Genomic DNA, 1,610 nt, shown 5'->3' on the forward strand with positions numbered 1-1,610 from the left:
AGCTTGAGATAAAACGTGCGGTGTTCAAGAGGCTGACTGTTCGGGGTGTCGCTCGTCTGTTCGTTGATCGTTCTCGAGCAGGGCGTTTCCCACGTTGTAGACGGGGGCTTTCCGGTAGTTGCGGCGGCCGGGTGGGCGTCCGGGGCCGGGGCGGGAGGGTTTCGCGGGGTTCGTGAGAACGGGCAGTGACCTGCGGACTTGGCGAAACCCCCGGCGTACGCGGCCGGGAGTCAGGCGTTCGATGGGCAGGGGCCGTTCCCAGGGGCGGCGGAGGTCGCCGGTCAGTGGGCGGGCGAGGCGGAGCTGGGTGTAGACGGTTATGACGAGGGCGGTCCAGCGGTCGGCGGCGAGGGGGTCGCGCAGGGCGGGTCGGGTCCAGCCGAGGTGTTGCTTCCAGTACCGGAAGGTGTGTTCAAGATCGAATCGGCGGAGGAAGCAGGACCAGACGGTGTCCGCGAGAGCGGCGTCGGTGCTGGTGCGTGACCACCACAGCCACATGGGTTTCGGGCTGCCGCCGGAAGGCAGGCGCTCGACGTCCAGGCGGATCACGGTGCCGGGCACGATGGGCAGTTCCGGCTCGGGGTGATGCGCCCAGACGGTCTGCCTGTTGAGCTGGACATGCAGCCGCGCGAAGCACCGGGCCCGCAGGTGGCCGTAGTTGTCGAGGTGGTGCTCGCTGTCGTGGAGGGGATCGCTCCAGGTGCCGGGGGTACGGAATGCGAATCTGCTGCCGTGGCGGCGGGGCCGTCCGACTTTGGGGCCGACGCCGCCGGCTGCGGGCGGGTCGCGGTACAGGACGCGGTCGCCCCGCATGCGGACACACACCTCGACGGGCAGGTCGGCGAGCTGGTGGGCGAGGTAGGGGCCGTCGTAGCCGCAGTCGGCGACGATCCGGACCGGTTCGTCGCCCTCGCGCCACCGTCCCAGGGTGACGATCCTGGTGACGACCTCGCGCAGCTGGCGGGCGGTGTGCTGCTGGACATGGTCGCCGGGGCGCAGGCGGTAGGCGTCCAGCGGGGCGGTCCAGGAGGTGGGTCCGCCGGACAGGGCAGCGACGATGGAATAGGCCCAGCCGGGGACCATCTCGTGGGCGCCCTCGGCGCGTCCGTAGGTGTGGCAGAAGGTCCGCTGGTCACTGGTGTTCGCGTCGGGGCGCAGCCAGGGCGTCACATCGACGGCCAGGACGATGCCGCCGCCCGGGCCGCGCGGGAGGTCACGCAGTACGAAGGACCAGTTCAGACGCTCGAAGTCGATTGCCCCGTCGTTCATGGCGCGTTGCACCGAGCCGTGGGAGCGGGTGTGCTCGGGTGTGAGGCTGAGGTCGGCCAGACCGCGCACCGGACCGTCGCTGCACAGCACCGCATCACCGATTTCGAAGAGTTCGTCGCCCCAGCGCGTCAGGCAGGCGCGGAAGTCGACGCGGAACTCCTTGAGTTCCCTCAAGGCCGCGTCGCGGGCGTCCCGATCGGGCACGCTGACAGCGGCGGCCGCGCCGGTTTTCGTTGGTCTCACAACCCGAGAATCAGGGCGCGGCCGTCGCTGTGTCCGGCGTTTCCCCATGTGGGGGACTCGAACGACCCCCTGAGCGAGCCCGCAGGTTTTATCTCAAG

The 1,610-nt window shown here is 69.8% G+C and carries 1 protein-coding gene; it reads right to left on the reverse strand.

What is annotated here, in order from left to right; genetic code table 11:
* Positions 1–24: 24 nt before the first annotated feature.
* Positions 25–1,443 (reverse strand): NF041680 family putative transposase, encoded by a 1,419-nt coding sequence (locus I8N67_RS41410; protein ID WP_234047111.1) that lies wholly within the window; start codon positions 1,441–1,443, stop codon positions 25–27.
* Positions 1,444–1,610: the final 167 nt, after the last annotated feature.

The sequence above is a fragment of the Streptomyces adelaidensis genome (genome assembly GCF_016598475.1).
In the GTDB taxonomy this organism is placed as follows: domain Bacteria; phylum Actinomycetota; class Actinomycetes; order Streptomycetales; family Streptomycetaceae; genus Streptomyces; species Streptomyces adelaidensis.